This window comes from Lactiplantibacillus argentoratensis (assembly GCF_037290055.1).
GTDB classification, from domain to species: domain Bacteria; phylum Bacillota; class Bacilli; order Lactobacillales; family Lactobacillaceae; genus Lactiplantibacillus; species Lactiplantibacillus plantarum.
In genome coordinates this window covers 718,554-733,371 of the sequence record NZ_CP147647.1, presented here as the reverse complement: position 1 = coordinate 733,371, position 14,818 = coordinate 718,554, and the positions used below count along the sequence as shown (strand labels likewise).

The 14,818-nt window shown below is 45.7% G+C and carries 16 protein-coding genes; 5 read left to right on the top strand and 11 right to left on the bottom strand.

The features are described from left to right. Nucleotides 1-90 precede the first annotated feature (90 nt). On the bottom strand, nt 91-651 hold the full coding sequence (locus V7R88_RS03385) for a TetR/AcrR family transcriptional regulator (RefSeq protein ID WP_003641140.1): 561 nt from the start codon (nt 649-651) through the stop codon (nt 91-93). 81 nt (nt 652-732) lie between these two features. Between V7R88_RS03385 and V7R88_RS03380 the strand changes: the two genes are divergently transcribed. After that, on the top strand, nt 733-1,497 hold the full coding sequence (locus V7R88_RS03380; protein ID WP_216491043.1) for a sulfite exporter TauE/SafE family protein: 765 nt from the start codon (nt 733-735) through the stop codon (nt 1,495-1,497). Between the two features lie 118 nt (nt 1,498-1,615). Here V7R88_RS03380 and V7R88_RS03375 read toward each other — a convergent pair whose 3' ends face one another. From V7R88_RS03375 to V7R88_RS03365, 3 genes are all read right to left on the bottom strand, one after another. Continuing rightward, nucleotides 1,616-2,770 carry an MFS transporter gene (locus V7R88_RS03375; RefSeq protein WP_063731310.1) on the bottom strand — a complete coding sequence of 385 codons (1,155 nt, stop codon included), beginning with the start codon at nt 2,768-2,770 and terminating at the stop codon, nt 1,616-1,618. After that, nucleotides 2,770-3,210, bottom strand: a complete 441-nt coding sequence (locus V7R88_RS03370) for a MarR family winged helix-turn-helix transcriptional regulator (protein ID WP_063724847.1) — start codon at nt 3,208-3,210, stop codon at nt 2,770-2,772. Before V7R88_RS03370 ends, V7R88_RS03375 begins: the two co-directional genes overlap by 1 nt. Nucleotides 3,211-3,349: 139 nt before the next feature. Further along, complete coding sequence (locus V7R88_RS03365; RefSeq protein WP_063724846.1) at nt 3,350-4,228, bottom strand: TSUP family transporter; 879 nt, start codon at nt 4,226-4,228, stop codon at nt 3,350-3,352. Nucleotides 4,229-4,505: 277 nt separating this feature from the next. Here V7R88_RS03365 and V7R88_RS03360 point away from each other — a divergent pair, with 277 nt between their 5' ends. Together V7R88_RS03360 and V7R88_RS03355 are read left to right on the top strand one after the other, a co-directional pair. Next, on the top strand, nt 4,506-4,946 hold the full coding sequence (locus V7R88_RS03360) for a MarR family winged helix-turn-helix transcriptional regulator (RefSeq protein ID WP_063724845.1): 441 nt from the start codon (nt 4,506-4,508) through the stop codon (nt 4,944-4,946). A 270-nt stretch (nt 4,947-5,216) separates the two neighbouring features. Next, the gene (locus V7R88_RS03355; protein WP_114648308.1) at nt 5,217-6,548 is read left to right on the top strand and encodes an APC family permease; all 1,332 of its coding nucleotides are present in this window, start codon (nt 5,217-5,219) and stop codon (nt 6,546-6,548) included. A 157-nt stretch (nt 6,549-6,705) separates the two neighbouring features. Here V7R88_RS03355 and V7R88_RS03350 read toward each other — a convergent pair whose 3' ends face one another. From V7R88_RS03350 to V7R88_RS03335, 4 genes are read right to left on the bottom strand one after another with little or no spacing between them, the layout of a single operon-like run. Next, a complete protein-coding gene (locus V7R88_RS03350; RefSeq protein ID WP_003641128.1) occupies nt 6,706-7,359 on the bottom strand; it encodes an amino acid ABC transporter permease in 654 nt (217 codons plus the stop codon). A 16-nt stretch (nt 7,360-7,375) separates the two neighbouring features. Continuing rightward, on the bottom strand, nt 7,376-8,017 hold the full coding sequence (locus tag V7R88_RS03345) for an amino acid ABC transporter permease (protein ID WP_003644017.1): 642 nt from the start codon (nt 8,015-8,017) through the stop codon (nt 7,376-7,378). After that, on the bottom strand, nt 8,017-8,853 hold the full coding sequence (locus V7R88_RS03340) for a transporter substrate-binding domain-containing protein (RefSeq protein WP_214334653.1): 837 nt from the start codon (nt 8,851-8,853) through the stop codon (nt 8,017-8,019). The genes V7R88_RS03345 and V7R88_RS03340 overlap by 1 nt, the downstream gene beginning before the upstream one ends. Nucleotides 8,854-8,873: 20 nt before the next feature. Next, the gene (locus V7R88_RS03335; protein WP_063724841.1) at nt 8,874-9,614 is read right to left on the bottom strand and encodes an amino acid ABC transporter ATP-binding protein; all 741 of its coding nucleotides are present in this window, start codon (nt 9,612-9,614) and stop codon (nt 8,874-8,876) included. 533 nt (nt 9,615-10,147) lie between these two features. Here V7R88_RS03335 and V7R88_RS03330 point away from each other — a divergent pair. Then, nucleotides 10,148-10,399, top strand: a complete 252-nt coding sequence (locus V7R88_RS03330; RefSeq protein ID WP_214334654.1) for a hypothetical protein — start codon at nt 10,148-10,150, stop codon at nt 10,397-10,399. Nucleotides 10,400-10,587: 188 nt separating this feature from the next. Here V7R88_RS03330 and V7R88_RS03325 read toward each other — a convergent pair whose 3' ends face one another. Together V7R88_RS03325 and V7R88_RS03320 are read right to left on the bottom strand one after the other, a co-directional pair. Then, entirely contained in the window at nt 10,588-11,580 is a 993-nt protein-coding gene (locus V7R88_RS03325; protein ID WP_214334655.1) for a D-2-hydroxyacid dehydrogenase, read from the bottom strand. Nucleotides 11,581-11,582: 2 nt separating this feature from the next. After that, complete coding sequence (locus tag V7R88_RS03320) at nt 11,583-12,773, bottom strand: aminotransferase class I/II-fold pyridoxal phosphate-dependent enzyme (protein WP_338816436.1); 1,191 nt, start codon at nt 12,771-12,773, stop codon at nt 11,583-11,585. 423 nt (nt 12,774-13,196) lie between these two features. Here V7R88_RS03320 and V7R88_RS03315 point away from each other — a divergent pair, with 423 nt between their 5' ends. Further along, complete coding sequence (locus tag V7R88_RS03315; RefSeq protein ID WP_338816435.1) at nt 13,197-13,805, top strand: HAD-IA family hydrolase; 609 nt, start codon at nt 13,197-13,199, stop codon at nt 13,803-13,805. 192 nt (nt 13,806-13,997) lie between these two features. Here V7R88_RS03315 and V7R88_RS03310 read toward each other — a convergent pair whose 3' ends face one another. Continuing rightward, nucleotides 13,998-14,816 (bottom strand): DUF6681 family protein, encoded by an 819-nt coding sequence (locus V7R88_RS03310; protein ID WP_214334658.1) that lies wholly within the window; start codon nt 14,814-14,816, stop codon nt 13,998-14,000. Between the last annotated feature and the right edge of the window lie 2 nt (nt 14,817-14,818).

Genomic DNA, 14,818 nt, shown 5'->3' with positions numbered 1-14,818 from the left:
CTCTAGGATTAACCGCCTAGAACCATCTTTTTTGATTTAACAATCAACCCACTCTGTTAATCGCCAAACCACTAGTGCCAATAGTGAACATCATTCAGTCACCATTAACGCGTGCAATTGCGCCAATAGTTCGGACTGCGACCGTCCTCGCCATTGACGTTGAAAAGCATAACTAGTCCCCTTCAGCATGGCAATTAACATATCAGCTTGAAACTCACATGCCGGTTTCGAAAGCGTTGGCTTCAAATCACGAACCAGTTGCGTTAATAGGTCACATAATTGTTGATAAAGTTCGCTCTGATAAAATTGACGGCGACCAGGTTCACCGGCCTCGACATTCATTAATAACGCCATGTTGTGCTCACGAATCGCTAAATATTCCCCAATAACATGATCAAAACGTGCCGCTGCACCTACCGAGGTCGTGGTCAAGTAGACTTGATTGGTTTTAATAAAAGTTGCGACTCGATCCGTTACCAATGCCAAACATAGTGTACTTTTATGGGCATAGTGACGATACAACGTTCCGGGACCGATACCAGCGGCCGTCGCAATATCTTTCATACTAACGGTTTCGATTGAACGCGCGGCAAAGAGTTGTCGCGCAGCAGTCAAAATTTTCTGTTGGTTAATTTGTGCATCCTTTCGCATTCGACACACCCTCCTATTTACTTAAGTTCACCATACACTTTTACGCATCACTTGACAAACGGAGTGTACTCCGTTTAAGGTATAATTATACAATCTAAGGGGGAATTCACTACGTTTGTCTTTTTATCCGGATTACTAATCGGCATCTTCGTTAGTCTGATTGGTGGCGGAGGTGCTGCCCTATACCTAGGTGTCTTAACCAGTCAAGTAGGCCTTGCAACCGCGGTAGCCGTACCAACCTCCCTAATCGTCGCCTTACCAGCCTTATTCTTTGGTTTTCTAACACAGTTGAAAATCAAAAATGTCAATTTCAAGATTGGCAATCAAATGATCATTGCGGCCGTTCCCGGTATCATCGTCGGGACATTCAGCGCACAATTTATTCCCCAACAACTGTATAACTGGATTGTCGGGACAATTTTTTTGATTATGGGTGCGATGGTACTAATCAAGTATGTTCACCATTCTAAACAAACTACAGCCGGTCACCAACCTTGGCAAGCTGCCTTCTTTGGCCTTTTAAGTGGATTGATGGTCGGCATTGGCGGCTTAAGCGGTGGTGCGACCACGGCTGCCGGGTTAGCAATTCTTGGGTTAACGGCCGTTGAAGCCGCTGGTACTGCCACCTACGTGTTAACGGTTATGTCCACAATCAGTTTAATCGGCCACCTCTTCACCAGTACTTTTGCTTGGCAATCAGGATTGGTCCTCATGATTGGCGCAATTATCGGCGCAATCATTACACCACTCGTGATTCGCCATTTAAATTTAGATAAGGTCAACCGCGTATTAACGCCATTTCTTGGTCTTATTATTATTTATTTTGGCATCAAAATGTTTATATAAAGGCAGATAAAAAGTCACTTCAGGCAGTCGTAAACTTGAAGTGACTTTTTGATATCCCCACTGAAAAAATTCATAATCATGTGTATACCAAGAACAACCTTCTCCAGCATGTTGGTGGCTAAGCTAACTGCCGACGACTGACTAGGTAAACAACGATAATCAATGGCAGCGTCACCATCATCACGGGATAAAACCACGCCATTGGTAATTGACTGCTAATCAGCCCGCCAATGATGGGGCCAAGTGACATCCCGAGATCAACACCAATATAAAACGTACTATTGGCTAGCCCATGATCAGCTTTCGGCACGAGCATCAATGCTTTAGCTTGGCAAATTGAAAACATCAAACCGTATCCGGCGGCCAGTCCTGCTGCACCCAGCAGTAGCATCGCCCAATTGTTCATGTCAGTTAAGCCAATCAATCCTAATAGATTAAAAATTAAGCATAACCAGATGAACCGTTTAAATGGCACCCGGTCGAACCAGTCGCGAAGAACAAGTCGCAATACTAATAAAATACCCGCGTACACCGGGAAAAATACCCCCGCTGCCACATGAAAATGCCGTGCAGCGACGTAGCTAACAATATAGGTCTGGGTGGCAAAATATGGTAATGAAAATAAAAGCAAAATCAAGGCCACGGGGATTACTCGTGGTTGTACGATGCGAATATGATGCTTAGTCGTAGCCGTTTGCGGCGTCACAATTGGTTCACCATGATCACCGACGAATTGAATCATGATGACGAGCAGTAAACTACAGCCCGCGGCTAACCAAAAGACACTCTGGTAACTGTAATGTTGATACAAGAAGACACTGATTGCCGGCCCGCACGCCATTCCAAGCGCATTGGCTAGCCCATAAATGCCCATTCCAGAGCCAATTCGATCGGGTGGCAATAAACTAGCCATCCAGGTCGCCATACAGACTGAACACAAGGTGTATCCCAACCCATTCAAAATTCGCAATAACATGATTAACGTCACGTTGGTTGTCAAACTATAACCTAAACTAGCTAGTAGCAACAAGCAGCCCCCCACGAAGGTCAAACGGTACTTAGAGACCCGGTCGGTTAAATTCCCAGCCAGTGGACGGAGCACTAGCGATGTCAGATTCGTCAACCCAGCAATCGTACCGGCAAGCACACTACTAGCACCAATCCCGTGCGCAAATCCTGCAATCACGGGATTAATTAACATTGGACTCATTAAAAAGAAGAAACTGGCCATTAACACTAACTTTACATCCGGCGTATATAAACGCGTCTTCATCAATTCTCATCACTCTCTAAATTCTGATTAACTTGTCGTAACAAGTCTAAAAACACCTGTTGTTGTTTGGCATCCAAATGGGCAAACATTTGCGCACTCGTCTGCCAGCCATGTTGACGGAGCTGCTCGCGTTTGGCACGCCCACTTTGGGTCACCACCACTTGCTTGGCACGTGCATCCGTTGGACTGACCACTAATTGGACGTATCCGCGCGTCTGCAAGCGTTGCACGATCATCCTGGCCGTCTGATGGGTAATCTCCTGATACGTCTTAAACGCGGTTACCGTGCGACCTGGCTGATCCGTAAAAAAGGTCAAAGCATCCGCTTGCTCAGTCGTTAGCCCCACCGTCCGCAAATGTTGGTTGCGACGCCGCTTGATTTGACGAGCTAAAATCAGAACTTGCCGCGCCACCATTTCATCATGATTCATCTTAATCACCTGCCTTTTTATTTATACAGCTAGCTGTATAAGTTGTCAACCAGCGTCTGCTTTTTTCCCCTAATCTCGCTTATGAACGTCTTAAACAATGACAAAAAAAGTGGCCAGGCTTATTTAGCCTAACCACTGATACTGTTGACTATAACGCATTTTTCCGACGTTGCGCGGCACGCCATAACGAAAAGGCCGTCCAACAGCTCACTAAGACGATCAACCAACTCAGGGCTGTTAAGGACAGTGACTTAACTAAGGTCGCTGCCACCACCACACCAATAATACCGCCTAAAATAATGCCGAATAAGCCGCGATAATCGACGCGGTCATGGCGAATAAAATTCACTGCCGAAATCGGCATCAACAATGCGCACGACAGCATCATAATTGGGAAGGCGGCAATCGGGGTCAATCCCAGAAAATACACCATTACCATACACGGGGCGTACAGTCCGACTCCGGCTGACATCAGTAACCCTAGGATAAAGTTGCCACCAATACCGACCAATAATTTCCAACCGGATAGTCCCGTCGCCTGATTAGCAACTCCCAGCAAACTGATCCAACCTAATAACTTCGCTGCCATCAGTAAAGCAGTGATGACTAACGCACCGGCCATGATTAACTGAATCCACCGCTGATTAAGCTTCGTCATGACTTCACTACCCAGTAATGCGCCGAGCGTTGCTGCTAAAACTAAACTAATCAGTGTCACTGGCTCGACCGCAACTGCTGTAACAAAGAAAAACGCCTCAAACGCGGTCGGAATCGCATGCATCGTGTTCAAAGTTCCAGGTAGCTTACGTTCATCCTTTAAATAATGGCTCGCTTGAAAAATTGCCGTGGACACGACGAAACTTCCGATACCAAGTGTGTCAAGAAAATCCGTCACGGCCCCGATAACCATACCGAAACCAAAACTGTGGTCAAAAAATGGCGCTGCTTGCCGTCTGGCACCGGCTAACAGCAACCCAAATAAGCCGATGCTGAGCAGCATCAACAACACCACAATTGCAATTACCATCAATCTAACCCCACTCTCTTACCTACTCGTAGCATTATACTGTATTTTTGACAAATGAACCAAAAATTATGACCACGGTGTCCTTGCCAGCGAGCCCACACGCAGCAGTTTACCGGTCGTACGCGCAATTCATCCGCTGAGTGGGTCCGCCCGTTGCTAGCGTAACTGAACCCACAGAATGCCAGAATGTGCTATAATCCAATCAATCGATTGTGCACAACCATTATCAAGAACGTTGCCGCACTAAACACTCATCACATGAAAGGTGGTAATCATCATGAAAACACCCACAATTCGCCCCCTTGAAGACCACGTCTGTTTTTCGACCTACACGACCGTCCACGCCATTCAACGTCTCTATCAACCAACTTTGACCGTACACCAACTCACTTATCCTCAATATCTAGTCCTAGTCGCACTTTACGCGACGCCACCGCACGCCGTCCCAGTCAAAACGTTGAGCACCCAGCTAAATTTAAGTACGGGAACGCTGACGCCCGTGCTACAGCGGATGACCCAGGCTGGTCTAATCACACGCCACCGGAATCCCAACGACGAACGAAGCGTCTTACTCACTCTGACACCTCAGGGAACCGCAACACGGATCGCTTTAAATGATTTGCCGGATTTATTGACTGCTAAGGGTGGTCTCAATCAATCCGAGTGGGCACAACTAACTCAATTAATGACTAAGTTAATGACTAACCTGACCCGTTAAATAACCCTGCTAATATTAAGAAGATAAATAAATTAATTCAAAACCGCCACACCGCCTGATTCCATTTTGTGTCCAACCTGAATCATCAACCAAATGACGCGGATTATTTTGCATTTTATCGAACTTTACTATTAAAATATTGTTATTAGTTCGGATTTAGAGCAAAAAATCAGCTATATCACCCGATATTTGATTGTCAGTGCTACTAATATCTGATATGCTAAGTGAATCATTTAGAATTTGGCCGTTTCAAGGGAGGATCTCAGGTTAATGCAGGAAACAAAACAAGCAACGACCCTGAACCGTTCACTCGGTTTTTGGTCAGCACTTTCACTCGTCGTTGGTACGGTTATTGGGTCAGGAATCTTCTTTAAACAGTCCTCAGTTCTTGAAAGCGCCGGCTCACCGAGCGCTGCGTTACTCGCTTGGTTACTAGGTGGGCTGATTACGTTGACCGCGGGCTTAACAATCGCCGAGGTCGGTGCCCAAATGCCCCACACCGGCGGGCTCTATGTCTACATGGAACAAATCTATGGTAAGTTGTGGGGCTTTCTCTCCGGTTGGATGCAAATCGCCGTCTACGGTCCCGCTATCATCGCTTCAATAGGCGCTTATCTCGGCATTTTACTCGTCGGTTTCTTCAATCTACAGACCAGTTGGCAAGCACCACTTTCGATTGGTGTCATCGTTTTGATTGGCATCCTCAACATGTTCGAAAACCGGTGGGGCGCCGCGTTTCAAATCGCGACCACGTTGGGCAAACTGTTACCAATTGCGGCTATTATTATTTTTGGCCTCTTCTATGGTAATCAGAATGCGCTGGGACAGTCTTTACATACAATTACCCAATCAACAGGTAGTTTTGGGGTCGCCGTCCTCGCAACACTATTTGCCTATGATGGCTGGATCCTAGTCGCTAACTTGGGTGGCGAAATCAAAAACCCGCAGAAGTTATTGCCGCAAGCCATTATTTTAGGGATTTCCATGGTCTTGATTGCGTATACCTTAGTCAGCTACGGGATTCTCCACTTCGTACCCGCGGCAACGATCCACAAACTTGGGCAACAAACGACGCTATACTTTGCCCAAGCAGCGTTTGGCACAATTGGCGGGCGCCTATTGAACATCGGGATCATTATCTCGATGGTGGGCTGTTTAAACGGCAAAATCATGACCTTCCCCCGCATCGTGTACGCCATGGCTGCTCAGAATCAGCTGCCATTTGCTAAACAGCTCAGTTACTTGCACAAAAAGTCACACGAACCGATCGCCGCTACTATTGCCATCCTGGTATATGCTAGCATTATGATCTTGTTCTTCAATCCGGATCGCCTATCAGACCTCTGCATCTTCACCGTCTACTGCTTCTACGTGGCGACCTTCGTTGGTGTCTTTATTTTAAGAAAACGCCACCCGGCTGCTGAACGACCATTCTCGACACCGGGATTTCCAATCACACCGCTGATTGCAATTCTGGGCGCACTGTTCGTGATTATCAGCGAAATTGGCTCGGACTTATCCGGCGTACTGATTTCACTAGTCATCATAGCCGTTGGGTTCCCAATCTATTATTGGAAGCGGCAGCAAAATCAGAACACTTAATTTAAATTCTCGCTGGCTCATAAAAAGGGCGTAGTTACCGAAGTATCTTCAGTAACCACGCCCTTTTAGCAAGCGCCACTAACTTAAAAACGTCAGCCACGACGGATTTTCCGACACGGCTGACGTTTGTTAATGACTTTATTTGATCTACCAGCCTTTACGCCAACTTCTTATCCAACACACGTGACAGAATTGACAAGGCGTAACAAATAATGAAGTACATGACTGCGATCATTAAGAACATCGGTAAAATATACGCTGAGTTCTGACCATAAATAATTTGCGCATGGTTTAATAATTCAGGTAAGACAATAATGGTTGCCAGCGACGTATCCTTAATCAGTGAGATAAATTGACTCACAATCGTTGGGATCGTCTTCTTGATTGCTTGTGGAAAAACAATGTGCCATAACGCTTGTACATAGCTCATCCCGTTAGCCCGGGCGCCTTCCATCTGACCATAATCAACCGCCAAAATCCCTGAACGAATGATTTCGGCTAACATGGCCGATTCAAAAATCGTCATAGCGAGGATGGCTGCGAAAATGATACCAGGCTTGAATCCCAAGTGTGGCAAGCCAAAGTAAGTAAAGAAGATAATTAAGATCAATGGCAAGTTTCGAATAATGTCAACAACAAACCCAACCACTGCCGATAAATATTTAATCTTGACGTACCGAAGCACCCCTAGGACTGAACCGATAATAAAACTGGCAATGATGGAAACGACGGACACTTCCACCGTTACCCAGAGTCCTTCGAGCAAGAACCGGATATTTATCCACGAATACGCTTGAATAAAGTTTTGCATGAATCGTCGCCCCCTTCTAGTTTGCTAATTTTTTCTCTAAGTGCCGCATGTAATAACTCAGTGGCAACGTAATGATTAAGTAAAAGACCCCTACGACCACGTAGCTATTGATCGTATCAAGCGATAGTGACGCAATTGAATTTGCTTGGTACATCAAGTCGAACCCAGCCACGAAAGCTAGGACAGAAGAGTTCTTCACCAGATTAATAAACTGGTTGCCCAACGGTGGAATGATGATTTTAAATGCCTGTGGTAAGACAATTTTACTCATTGCCTGCCAGTACGTCATCCCATTAGCACGGGCGCCTTCCATTTGTCCAGGATCAACAGATTGAATTCCGGCCCGAACCGTTTCCGCAATGAATGACGAGGTATAGATTGTTAGCCCAATTGTCCCCGCGGTAAAACCATCAATCTTGGCAACATACATTGGAATGATCACGTAGAAGAACATCGCAATAACTAACAATGGAATGTTCCGGAAAATTTCAATATAAACTCGACCAATGATGCGCATCGTACGACTTGGCAAAACTTCAAAGATAGCAAACATTGTTCCGATGATCGTACTGAATACCAAAGCAATCACACTGGATAACAACGTATATCCGAGTCCTTGAATCAGCTCTGACCAATAGTGCGTTAGAATGTATCCCATTAGCGTGACGCCTCCTTATAGTCGAAGCCGGCCACGTTACCAAACCACTTCTTCAAGATGCGGTTGTACGTCCCGTCCGCTTCAATTTCTTTGAGCGCTTTATTCAGAGCCTTTTTTAACGGTTCCTGACCCTTATTAACAGCGATCCCGTATGGTTCTTTCGTGAAGGTACCCCCAACCACTTCGTACCCTGGGTTTTGCGACGCCATCCCGTAAAGAATCCCGTTATCAGTAGTCAACGCGACCCCTTGACCAGATTTCAACGCCGTCATTGCCTGAGCATAGTCGGATAATTCCAACACCTTAGCCTTAGGCGCTGCTTTCTTAATGTTCTCAACAGAGTTTGCGCCAGTCACACCCAGGACCTTGGTGCCCGACTTATTCAAATCCTTAACTGATTTAATCGCACTGCCCTTTTTAACCAGCAGTGATTGACCAGCATCAAAGTACGAATTCGTAAAATCAACCTGTTTTTCACGTTCTGGCGTGATGGTCATCGTGGCGATAATGGCATCAATGTTCCCATTCTTCAACAATGGAATCCGTGTTTGACTTGTGACTTGGACGAACTTGGCAGTCGCATTCTTGCCGAGTACCCGCTTCGTTAGTGCCGTCGCAATATCGGCGTCAAACCCTTTGATTTGGTTATCTTTAACGTCCATCAACCCAAATAATTTCGTATCAGCTTTAACACCCCACGTAATGGTCTTGCTAGCTTTATCATTGGTCAAGACATCTTGTTTTGATAATGATTGCCGTGAACCGCAAGCGGTTAAGACCACCACTAGCATGGCAAGCATGCCGAGTGCGCCAATTAGTCGTTTCAGCTTCTTCATTCGTGGTCCTCCCCTACAATTTAGTGTGTAATGATTTTACCTAAGAATTGACGGGCCCGTTCATTGGTAGGTTGACCATCAAAGAACTTTTCCTTGGCATCATCTTCCAAGATTTCCCCATCAGCCATGAAAATAACCCGGTCGGCCACTTCACGCGCAAATCCCATTTCGTGAGTCACAACTAACATAGTCATACTGGAGTCTTCAGCAACGCTCTTCATCACGTTCAACACATCATCGATCATTTCAGGGTCCAGTGCTGAAGTTGGTTCATCAAACAAGAGGCACTTTGGCTTCATAGCTAAGGAACGCGCAATCGCGATCCGTTGTGATTGACCACCAGATAATTGGCTTGGTAGACTATTCGCTTTGTCGGCCAAACCAACACTATCCAATAAGTCCATCGCTAATTTTTTATTTTCAGCTTCCGGCCGTTTCAAGACTAACCGGGGTGCAATCATGATATTTTCAAGCACCGTCTTGTTAGCGTATAGATTAAAATGTTGGAAGACCATCCCAACGTTTTTGCGAATTTTATTCATATCCGTTTTGCGGTCGGCTAAATCAAAACCATTGACTAACAATTGACCAGACTGGACACGTTCCAAACCATTGACGGTTCGAATCAAGGTACTCTTACCTGAGCCAGATGGTCCGATCAAAACAACTTTTTCACCTTCATTAATCGTTAAATTAATATTTTTAAGGGCGTGAAAATCACCATAATACTTTTCGACGTCGTGAAATTCGATCATTGACATTGCAGTCACCTTCGCTTTCTCTATCAGCCTATTGACTGACGGTCTAGAATTATCGCATTAATAATTAAAGTTAAGAAATCCTTATTCTTCGTTAATGCTATTTAAATAGTTTAATACATAATTAGTAATTTTGTCAAAAAGTAGCCAAATATTGTTCGATATCCATAAAATAGTGAGAAACTGTCGTCCTGATTTCAGTCAAAATGACTGAATACCAGGGACAATATTGAACATTATTCGTCCAATGTCAATAATAATTCGCTTTTTATCGAGAAAAGTAGACGCTAAAACAAGCTTTAGATAATGATATTAATAAAACTTTTATTATTGCAATAATTAAGCTTTAACCCGCTTCTAATCATACCACTACTGAAAGCCGGCGTAGCATCCGGCGCTTAATTTTCATAATTAGTAGCTCCAACTAACTGAACTTTAGGATTTGTTAACGCTTCCGCAATCATTTCTTTAATATTCATTGCTAACCTAGAACTACTAAGAAATTAATCATCAGCATTTTCATGGGAGACGATAACATGTTACTTGACCAAGCAGCGAATATGACTAATATTATGGCAGCCCAGATCATCAAAGTCTTTTATCCCTTTGTAATTGCCAAGACTGAGACGGGCGCCTACTTAAAACTAAATTTATCCACTAATGAACAACGCGATCCCCTTTTCTGGGATGAACTCCGTAGCATTCTGCAAGCCAAACTATGGGTTCCAATCGGCAAGCACTATCACCAGTTGTTAGATAACGGCTGGTTAGCCGAGCCCGGCAGCTAAGCACCTATTCAAGGGACAAATAAGCCTTCCAAGTGAATACCTGGAAGGCTTATTTAGTGGCTACTATTCTAGCCGGATGCTGACAATCAGGGCATTGCTAGCAGGTCGCCGTACCGTGTGGTGGTTTGCCACTTAACGGCGCGACACTTGATTGTCGTCGCAACGGCACACTTTAAGCTGGTTCATGATTAAAAGGCGTGGTCGCTCGGTTTACCGTTCAGAATGGCTAAAACGTCATCCAAACTAATATCGACCATGTTTTTGACCGCCAGATTCGTATAAAAGCCCACGTGCGGCGTAATGATGACATTGGGCATCTGCATTAATTGTGCCACGTTAGTATCTTGAAGCACCTCACCCTGATGATTTTGATTGAATAACGCATTTTCACCCTCAACCGTATCAAGTGCGCAACCCGCAATCTCACCGGCCTTTAGTGCTGCCACAAGATCATCAGTAACGATCACCGGGCCGCGGGAGGCGTTGATAATATAGGCATCTGATTTCATCAACTTCAAAGCTGCCGCATCAATCAACCCAGCCGACGTCTCATTCAAGTCCACGTGTAAATCAACGACATCCGCCTGTTGTAACAGGTCTTCCTTAGTGTCAACGTAGGTTAAAACGTCTTCAAGTTCGGGATGGCGTACCACGTCATAGGCAATCACCTTGGCGCCTAACCCGTGGAAGAGTCGAGCAGCCGTACCACCAATACGTCCCGCTCCAATAATACCAACGGTTAATGACCGGATTTCTCGTGCTTGCAGTCCCGCCCACTGGAAATTCTGTTGGCCGATTCGTTGGTCAAACATTTCTAGGTTGCGAATCAAGCGCATGGTCTGGGCCACTGACATCTCAGCAACTGAATTAGGTGAATAGGCTGGGACATTCGTCACCACGAGACCAGCGGCTTTGGCGGCCGGAATATCGATTGTATCCACGCCGGCCGTACGACTCGTTAATTGTTTTAACCCGGCCGCAGCTAGTGATTGATATAAGCTAGCATCGCCACCAATGGGGCTACGCTGTTGGATGACCAAACCGTCATAACCCTTGACCAGGTCGGCGGTTTCCGGGTGAAATTCCAGGTCATTCGTATCTACTTGAACTTGATGAGCCGCAGCCCACGCTTGAATCGCATCCTGCTCATCGTCACGAACACTATACATTAATATTTTCATCTTTAAGCCCCCTGCTTCTTGCTGGCAACATATGTCTTGATCCGTGTGACCGCCGTCTTAAGGTCGCTCATCGAAGCCGCGTAACTAATTCGAACATAGCCTTCACCACCAGGGCCAAATGAGCTACCTGGAATCAGAGCGACACGCGCTTCATGGGCCAACTCACGGCAAAATGCCATACTATCTTGTGGTAATCCGGCTGGAATCTTACTGAATAAGTAGAAGGCCCCTTCAGGCTTTGCTGATTGGAACCCAAGTTCATTAAGGGCGTCGTACAAATAGTCCCGTCGTTCTTGGTACTCACGTTTCATTACTTGAGCATCATCTAACCCATTTTTTAACGCTTCCGTCGCGGCCGCCTGGGCATTGGTCGTCGTTGAGGTGACAGTGAATTGATGAATCTTACCCAATTGCGCTGTGATCGCTTTCGGCGCACACATAATACCAATCCGCCAGCCCGTCATCGCATGCGACTTTGAGACCCCGTTAAGTAAAATAGTTTGTGCCGGTAAATAATTGGCGATGGATTCGTGACGCTCACCATATGTCAATTCGCTATAAATTTCATCAGACAAAACGAAAATCGGTTGGTCAGCTAGCACCGCGGCTAGGGCCTTCAAATCGTCATGCCGGTAAGTCACACCGGTTGGATTTGAAGGGAAGTTAAGCACCACCGCTTTTGTCTTAGGATGAGCTGCTAACGTCGTTTGTAACTGGTCAGGCGATAACACGAAGCCATTATCTGAAGTATCCATGAAGACCGGCGTCGCACCAGCTAATTTAACAATTGCAATGTACAGTGGAAAGATCGGGGTTGGAATCAGAACTTCATCCCCCGGGTTGAGGATCGAACTCAACGCCGTATAAATGCCCCCAGTCGCACCAGCTGTGATGATCACTTCACTAGCGGGATCATAATGGACATCATACTTAGTGGCCAAGAACTCAGCGGCAGCCGTCCGCAGTGCCAGCGTCCCGTTCGACGGTGCGTAGTGGCTTTCATCCGCTTCAATACTCTTGATAGCAGCCTGTTTGATGTGCTCCGGTGTATTAAAGTCTGGTTCACCGAGGGTCAAACGGACGATCCCCGGAATATTCGCGATTTCAGCGTTGAACGCCAAAATATCGGACGGCTGAATCGCCGCAATTTCATGATTCATATGGCTAACAAGTGTTTCTGAATTAATTGACATAAAGATTCCTCCCAAGTTTGGCTGAGCTTGTTGGTGGAAGCGGACTGGAATGGGGTCAAAAAAGCGCACCCCTTGAAATTCCAAAGGGTGCGCCACCACGCAGAAACAAACTTATTAGCCACCCTTGGAATTTTCAAACATCCATGGGCGCCGTTAAATCACAAAATGCTCTTGGCAACCGCATCGATGCAAACATCGGATTCGTGTTTGCACCTATGCAGCCGGCACAAACACTAGCGAAAATACCAAAAGTAAAAGCTAGTTCTAGATTTTAATGAATTTAACGGTAATGACATATCATTAGCTCCTCATCAATTGTTAATCTAACTATAATGGTTGTCCTAACCACTGTCAAGGACGAATTTGCTATACTGGAGTTAAATCTACTTTGGAAGGAACGATTATATGACTTACCAAGCATTAATGTTTGATATTGACGGCACGCTGACTAATAGCCAACCAGCTTACACGACGGTTATGCGTGAGGTACTTGCTACTTATGGCAAACCATTTAGTCCTACGCTAGCGCAGAAGACTTTTCCCATGGCCGCTGAACAAGCAATGGCTGAATTGGGGATCGAAGCCAGTGAGTTTGACCACTTTCAGGCCCAATACGAAGATGTCATGGCCAGCCATTATGATCAGATCGAACTTTATCCAGGCATTACCAGCCTCTTTGAACAGTTGCCATCTGAACTAAGACTTGGTATCGTGACTTCCCAACGACGAAACGAATTAGAAAGTGGGATGCGGTCATATCCGTTCATGATGCGGATGGCTGTCACAATCAGTGCGGACGATACGCCTAAACGCAAACCAGATCCCCTACCCCTACTCACGGCCCTCGAAAAAGTCAACGTTGCTCCGCAAAACGCACTCTTCATCGGGGATTCCGTCAGTGACGAACAAACTGCCAAGGCCGCTAACGTTGATTTCGGACTGGCTGTCTGGGGGATGGATCCCAACGCCGACCATCAAGAAGTGGCCCACCGCTTCCAAAAACCATTAGACATTTTGACGCTTTTTAAATAGCTATACCGACAAAACAACCGTTTCGAGTCACTGCTCAAAACGGTTGTTTTGTGTTTAGATTCAATTTGGCTACCGAAACGTGCTTCCAAAGGCAGTTTGCTCCGCTTAACAATAAAACGGTCATCATCCAAAACCAGGATGATCACCGTTTTACCGTTAATGCTCACAAACTAACCGCCTTTGGAAGCACTCTTAATCTTCTCTTCCCTCATACGCAACCTGCGCGGTTACCTGGTAATCGCCCGGTTGCTCGATAGCCGACGTTCGGCCCGCAATCTTGCTCATACCACCTGTGATTACCGTGGAGGCCAAGTACAACTTATAATCCTCATGCGCATCATGAACATCGGTCAAGCCGACCTTAGTAATATGCCCAACCGGGGATTGGTCCATCTGATTGATTCCGGCGTAAATAACTAGCCGGTGATTCTCCAACTTTAACTGCGAAAAAGGAATTTGAATGCCTTGCCCAATCGCATAAACGGGTTCACCCGTTGCCTGCGCCTGCTGAATGATGGCATCATCAGTTAAGCCACCGTAATCTAATCGAACAATGTTCGCCGCTTGTAGTTGATCAACGATTTGATGCACATTCTCCTGTTCAGCACGTGAAGTCTTCACCGTGGCGGGCAACAATTCCTGCCCATCAAAAATACCGTTCGCAGGAATGTATGGTTGTTGCTGACTCTGTTGCGCTTGTTTTTCAGCTGCTAACGCTTCTTTAGGTTTACCACCCAATAATTTTTCAATCCGCGGTGATAAATCATACTTCGCAGTTTTATTAGTAAAGTAATAAATAACGTTTAACGTAATAAAATAAATCAACGCCACGAAGACGAGCATGTATAAGATACCCCGTAACCACGCGCCGTTTTGCATCAAGCGAATCGCCACGTAGCCCAGGTATAAGTTCCCCGCAATCCCAATGCCGATATAGATCTGATTCTTAATCTTTACATTGACATTAACGTAGCCCAAGGCGTGATTGATCATATCTAAAATACTAAACATTC

Bases quoted from the DNA above. Each gene is read 5' to 3' on its own strand.
- V7R88_RS03320 (WP_338816436.1), bottom strand. From the start codon at position 12,773: ATGTCAATTAATTCAGAAACACTTGTTAGCCATATGAATCATGAAATT.
- V7R88_RS03325 (WP_214334655.1), bottom strand. From the start codon at position 11,580: ATGAAAATATTAATGTATAGTGTTCGTGACGATGAGCAGGATGCGATT.
- V7R88_RS03330 (WP_214334654.1), top strand. From the start codon at position 10,148: ATGTTACTTGACCAAGCAGCGAATATGACTAATATTATGGCAGCCCAG.
- V7R88_RS03310 (WP_214334658.1), bottom strand. From the start codon at position 14,816: ATGTTTAGTATTTTAGATATGATCAATCACGCCTTGGGCTACGTTAAT.
- V7R88_RS03335 (WP_063724841.1), bottom strand. From the start codon at position 9,614: ATGTCAATGATCGAATTTCACGACGTCGAAAAGTATTATGGTGATTTT.
- V7R88_RS03375 (WP_063731310.1), bottom strand. From the start codon at position 2,770: ATGAAGACGCGTTTATATACGCCGGATGTAAAGTTAGTGTTAATGGCC.
- V7R88_RS03345 (WP_003644017.1), bottom strand. From the start codon at position 8,017: ATGGGATACATTCTAACGCACTATTGGTCAGAGCTGATTCAAGGACTC.
- V7R88_RS03360 (WP_063724845.1), top strand. From the start codon at position 4,506: ATGAAAACACCCACAATTCGCCCCCTTGAAGACCACGTCTGTTTTTCG.
- V7R88_RS03355 (WP_114648308.1), top strand. From the start codon at position 5,217: ATGCAGGAAACAAAACAAGCAACGACCCTGAACCGTTCACTCGGTTTT.
- V7R88_RS03315 (WP_338816435.1), top strand. From the start codon at position 13,197: ATGTTTGATATTGACGGCACGCTGACTAATAGCCAACCAGCTTACACG.
- V7R88_RS03365 (WP_063724846.1), bottom strand. From the start codon at position 4,228: ATGGTAATTGCAATTGTGGTGTTGTTGATGCTGCTCAGCATCGGCTTA.
- V7R88_RS03340 (WP_214334653.1), bottom strand. From the start codon at position 8,853: ATGAAGAAGCTGAAACGACTAATTGGCGCACTCGGCATGCTTGCCATG.
- V7R88_RS03350 (WP_003641128.1), bottom strand. From the start codon at position 7,359: ATGCAAAACTTTATTCAAGCGTATTCGTGGATAAATATCCGGTTCTTG.
- V7R88_RS03385 (WP_003641140.1), bottom strand. From the start codon at position 651: ATGCGAAAGGATGCACAAATTAACCAACAGAAAATTTTGACTGCTGCG.